At 68.4% G+C, this 5,044-nt stretch carries 4 protein-coding genes and 1 pseudogene; 1 reads left to right on the forward strand and 4 read right to left on the reverse strand.

What is annotated here, in order from left to right; translation table 11 throughout:
* Positions 1 to 93: 93 nt before the first annotated feature.
* Positions 94 to 981, reverse strand: coding sequence for a YwqG family protein (locus tag Vgi01_RS28065; protein WP_204293067.1), 888 nt, complete (start codon positions 979 to 981; stop codon positions 94 to 96).
* A gap of 1,016 nt (positions 982 to 1,997) precedes the next feature.
* Positions 1,998 to 2,309, reverse strand: a complete 312-nt coding sequence (locus Vgi01_RS28070) for a transposase (RefSeq protein ID WP_203224507.1) — start codon at positions 2,307 to 2,309, stop codon at positions 1,998 to 2,000.
* Positions 2,310 to 2,693: 384 nt separating this feature from the next.
* Between Vgi01_RS28070 and Vgi01_RS28075 the strand changes: the two genes are divergently transcribed.
* On the forward strand, positions 2,694 to 3,875 hold the full coding sequence (locus Vgi01_RS28075) for a Cmx/CmrA family chloramphenicol efflux MFS transporter (RefSeq protein ID WP_204293068.1): 1,182 nt from the start codon (positions 2,694 to 2,696) through the stop codon (positions 3,873 to 3,875).
* A 177-nt stretch (positions 3,876 to 4,052) separates the two neighbouring features.
* Here the strand turns inward: Vgi01_RS28075 and Vgi01_RS28080 are convergent, their stop codons facing one another.
* The gene (locus tag Vgi01_RS28080) at positions 4,053 to 4,805 is read right to left on the reverse strand and encodes a TRM11 family SAM-dependent methyltransferase (protein WP_238360399.1); all 753 of its coding nucleotides are present in this window, start codon (positions 4,803 to 4,805) and stop codon (positions 4,053 to 4,055) included.
* Positions 4,798 to 5,044, reverse strand: a pseudogene (locus Vgi01_RS28085) (hypothetical protein); the annotation flags it as partial. The pseudogene Vgi01_RS28085 and the gene Vgi01_RS28080, both read right to left, overlap by 8 nt.

The following is a 5,044-nucleotide window of genomic DNA, read 5'->3' on the forward strand; positions in this document are numbered from 1 at the left end:
GCACGACCGGACGCCGATCCGACCGAGCATCGTGACGTCGCGTAGCGCGCGACTCGCGGCTAGTTTCGGACGCTGTCGGTGACTCCTGTCGAGTCAGGAGCAGTCGAATCGGTGGTCGTGGGGACGCTCCGGACATGACGTGCAGACGAAGATGTAGACGCCGCCAGCGTCGCCGAGCATCAATCCTGTCGGGTTCTGAAGTGACCGCCACGGATGGTCATCCGGACTATCGAAGCTCCAGCCGGCCATTGCGGGCCGGTCCTCCAGCGGGACCCAACGCCGCTCGTCGCCCCGGCTGAACTCCCAGGTGGCGATGGTGAGCAGGTGCTCCATCCGAACCCCGCAGGTGCAGACCGGCCAGTCAGGCGGCTGTGTCCAGCCGGGGTAGCCGCCGACCTTGATCCCGGAAGCGACCGCCAGGTCGGTGTCGTACTGCCAGCCGTGGTCAGCCTCGATCCGACGCGCCGTTTCCTGAATCTGCGACCACACCTCACGCGGTAGGTCGTACGACGGGTACTCGACGACCCGCTCGGGATCGACGACGCACGCGTCGGGCACGTACCAGGCTTCGGTGTCCTCGTGGGGCGGGGGCACGGCCGTCAGTCGGGGTCCGATCGCTGATCGTCGCCGCCAGCGCAAGCGTGGCAGCGGAGCAGTCCAGGGGTCATGGTCGAACGGGCACCACAGCACCTGCAGCACGTCCGAGTCCTCGGGGAATGGCAGCTCGGGCACATCGTCGGCAAGTAGTTGCAGGACCGGCACGAGTGGTACCCCAGCCTCGGCGGGATGATCGTCCAGACCTCCACCGTCACAGGTTGGCCATGGCTCGTTAGCCGGCCACAGCAGCGGCCCGCCCACGGAACTCTGCTCGACCGACGGTGAGCCCTTGCGTGGATGCAGCCGGATAGTCGTCCGCGCGAACCCACGCAACTGCGGGAAGACCGCTTCCACATCGATCGAAGGCAGCGGGGTGGTATGCACGGCCGAGATGGTACGGGCAAGTCGCCTTCGTCTCTGGGAACACCTCGCCGGCAAGCGCGATCGGTGCCAGATGCCTACACCCGATCTTGGGTCGGCCGCCTGTGGAGATGACAGTCGTTGATAAGTGGCCTGTGGGCGGGACGTTGATCCTTGCAGCGATATCGCTTGACTGTGCTGACCCCTCAAAGGGCCGCGTTCTACCAGCGCGCCACCGGATTCCACCACATCCCAAGTCTGACGACGAGTTCGCCGGGCTTACCCGGGACGACGGGCTGTTCATCGGCTTTCAACGAGTCAACGACTACCAGCCGCAACGCTGGCCCCCGTAAGACCGTGCTCCAACAGCTATGCGTCGACTTCGCAGCAGAGGACGTCGAGGCGACCGCGACTGACCACCACGGCCCTGCGAGCAGAGTCAGGCCACCGCATGCGACCCAGGCCCACGCTGTACCCCATTCCGACGCCGCCACCCAGCCCAGTTGAGCACGATGCCACGACCGCGGCCGGAACCATGCCTCGCTGGGCAAGCGGGTGCATCGGACCGAGTCGCAGCACGACCCATGGCGAGGTCAGGCACGTCAGCAGGATTCGGCGACGCCCTGCCGGCTGCGCTGGCCCGTATCGCCGGGCCAGCAGAGCCCACCGGTGGCAGAGCCGAACGTGCGCGCCGTCGAAGCTGGGCTACGGTGATGCGCGCTCCTGCCCGTCCGTGCGCCCGGACGGAGACGTCGTCGTCGCATTCCCCTCTGCCTATCCATGAAGATGCGCGCCCTGCGCAGCGCATTCTGGGCATGACCGGGATCCGACGACCGACACCTACCGTCACCCTAGGTGACGAGCAGATCGCGAAGCGGACGTGTGGGCACGCGTCGCCGTGCGCGTTCTCCGGCATCACGATTGTCGCCGGCACCACCGGACGCATGGACAACGGTCGTACCTGAGCGGGAGCGGCGATGCTACGGACTGCTTTCCGTTCGCGAGGGTTCAACGGCGGCGGCGGTGTTCATGGATGAACCTCATGACCGTCGCCGGGTCGGGTCGAGCTCCGCCGCGAAATACGCACTCGCAGCCTTCAGAATCTCGTTCGCCCGCCGCAACTCAGCCACTTCCCTACGCAGCCGGCGATTCTCCTCAGCCACCTCACTGCTCGGCCGATCGGTGCACTCACCAGCGTCGGCCTCAGCCTGGCGGATCCAATTCCGCAACGCCTCGTGATCCACACCAAGCTGCTCAGCCAGACGCCGGATCACCGGCTTCGGATCCGACTCGCGGTACAAGCGCACAGCACGCTGACGTAGCTCATCGGGGTACTTCTTCGGTGCTGCCACGGACGACTTCCTCCCCACGGCCACCAGACCATGATCAAGAAGCTCCATGAAAGCGGGGGGAACTCACCGATGCGGGAGACGGAGCCGAGCGACGCGGACGCGACCCGGCCGGGCACGAGATAGTGCGGGACAGGGATCGACGCTCACTCTCGGGAACCTGGTTGCATGATGATCGGGGGGTTTGAGTAATGTTGTGTGTCATGTCGAGCCCTGAGGCATCCACGGTGGGGGCTTTCGGTCACGCCGTCAGCCCCCTGAACCGCTGAGTTCATCACCCGCTTTCCCGCAGCCGTTGCTGCGCGGGACCTGTGCGCGTACGCCTTGGGGCGCTGGCCGCGGTGACGAGACGTGTCCGTCTCCTTCTCGCTCACCTCGGAGCTTTCGATGCCTCTCCCGCTCTATCTGCTTGCCGTGGCGGTCTTCGCCATGGGCACCTCGGAGTTCATGCTCGCCGGCCTGGTGCCGGACATCGCAACAAACCTCAACGTGTCGGTCGGCACCGCCGGGCTCCTGACCTCGGCGTTCGCCGCCGGAATGATCGTCGGCGCGCCACTGATGGCGGCACTCGCGCGCCGCTGGCCCGCCCGGGCCAGCCTGCTGAGCTTCGTGCTGATGTTCGCCGTGACCCACGTCGTGGGCGCCCTCACCACCAGCTTCACCATTCTGCTGGTCACCCGCGTGCTCGCCGCCCTGGCCAACGCGGGCTTCCTCGCGGTGGCACTGAGCACGGCCGCCACGCTCGTCGCCCCCGATCAGAAAGGACGCGCGCTGACAGTGCTGCTCTCAGGCACGACGGTGGCCACCATCGCCGGAGTTCCCGGCGGGGCGCTGCTCGGCACGCTGCTCAGCTGGCGGGCCACGTTCTGGGCGATCGCACTGCTCTGCATTCCCGCTGCCTTCGGCGTCGTGAAGGGCATTCCCGCCCGTACCGGAACAACCCCGCACGGCATGCCGGGCGGCTCGTCTCTTCGCACCGAGATCACCCACCTCGCGACACCCAGGCTGCTCCTGGTCATGCTGCTCGGTGCCCTCGTCAACGCTGCCACCTTCGCCACGTTCACGTTCCTGGCACCGATCGTGACGGACACCGCTGGCCTGCGCGGACTGTGGGTCTCGGTGGTGCTGGTGCTCTTCGGGGTCGGGTCCTTCGTCGGCGTCACCCTCGCCGGACGGCTCTCCGATCAGCGGCCCGGCATCGTGCTCGCCGTCGGTGGCCCGTCGCTGCTCCTCGGCTGGGTCGCGTTGGCGGCCCTGGCTGCCCGGCCGGTAGCGCTTCTGCTCCTCGTGTTCGTGCAGGGCACCCTGTCCTTCGCGGTGGGCAGCACCCTAATCGCCCGGGTGCTCTATGAGGCAGCAGCCGCACCCACCATGGGCGGGGCGTATGCGACCGTGGCACTCAACATCGGTGCTGCTGGCGGGCCCATCGTTGCCGCCATCACCCTCGGGGCCGACGCCGGCGACCTCGGCCCGGTATGGGTCAGCGCCCTGCTGGTGGCGATCGCACTGCTCATCGCCCTGCCGCTCCGGCGAGTCATCACACCCCGCGCCGGTCACGCCGTCCGATGACCCACACGCGTGGTCCGTAGCGGACCACCGACGACCGACTCGCCATCGAACGTCGCCGCACGGTCACCAGAGACCTCCGCGTGTTTCCTGGTCCTCAGGGTGGTTCGGTCCCGAGTGCCGATGGCACGAACAGCCATCGGCACTCGGATCCGCCCTGCGCACGGATGCTCCTGACCGTCAGGACTGCGGGCCGCGCCGCAGGACCAGCACATCCTCGTGGGCGATGAGGTGGACGGGGAGACCTTGGGCCCGGGACGTGCGGACGGCCATGAGCCCGAACATCGAGGCACGGTGCACGATCTGCCCGTCACGGACAGTGGCGAGCATCGCGGCGCACCGCTGCACCGGTATCAATCCCACCGAGCGGGCCACGGCGAGCAGTTCGCCGGGCAGGTCGATCAGGTTGTCACGGTGATGACGCACCGGCCGGCAGGTGATCACCACAGTGCCGCCGGGTCGCAGCAGCTGGTAGCTGGCGGCCAGGATCGCGGCGAACCCGTCCATCAAACGGGACCATCCGCCGTAGGCGAGGTTGCCTCGTTCCCGGTCCCCGTACAGGTGGCTGCGTTTACGGACCCCGCTGTTGGTCAGCTGAACGAGGCCGTGGGTGCCGCGCCCGTACGGCGGTGAGGTGAGCACGATTCCCACCCGGCCGAGCGTGGACGCCGGGACCACGCCGAGAAGAGTGGTCGCGTCGCCGGTGAACACTCGCGCGGATCCGGTCGCGCCCTGCGACCCGGCGAGGGCGATGTTGGCGGCGGCCAGCGCGGTGAACCGAGGCTCGATGTCGATGCCCAGGCCGTGCCGGCCCAGATGCATGGCCTCGACGAGCGTGGTGCCGGACCCGCACATCGGGTCGAACACCAGGTCCCCCGGTGTTGTGTAGGAGCTGATCGCGTGTGCGGCCAGATGGGGCAGCATCTCAGCCATCGGCGCCGCTGCGGCGGGTCAGGATCAGCACGTCGGTGTGGATGTCCAGCTGCGTACGCTGACCGGGCCGGGGTGGCCGGTCAGCCGCGACGATGTGCTGCAGGTACGCCAACCCGGCCCGCTTGGCGGCGATGACGACATCGCCCGGCAGCGGGCCGGCGCGGCAGCGGGCCGGCGCGGCAGCGGGCCGGCGCGGCAGCGGGCCGGCGCGGCAGCGGGCCGGCGCGGCAGCGGGCCGG

It is taken from the genome of Micromonospora gifhornensis (genome assembly GCF_016863515.1).
GTDB classification, from domain to species: domain Bacteria; phylum Actinomycetota; class Actinomycetes; order Mycobacteriales; family Micromonosporaceae; genus Micromonospora; species Micromonospora gifhornensis.

What these genes read in the sequence shown, in the direction of transcription:
- Vgi01_RS28080 (WP_238360399.1), bottom strand. Translation starts at nt 4,805, where the DNA reads ATGGCTGAGATGCTGCCCCATCTGGCCGCACACGCGATCAGCTCCTAC.
- Vgi01_RS28075 (WP_204293068.1), top strand. Translation starts at nt 2,694, where the DNA reads ATGCCTCTCCCGCTCTATCTGCTTGCCGTGGCGGTCTTCGCCATGGGC.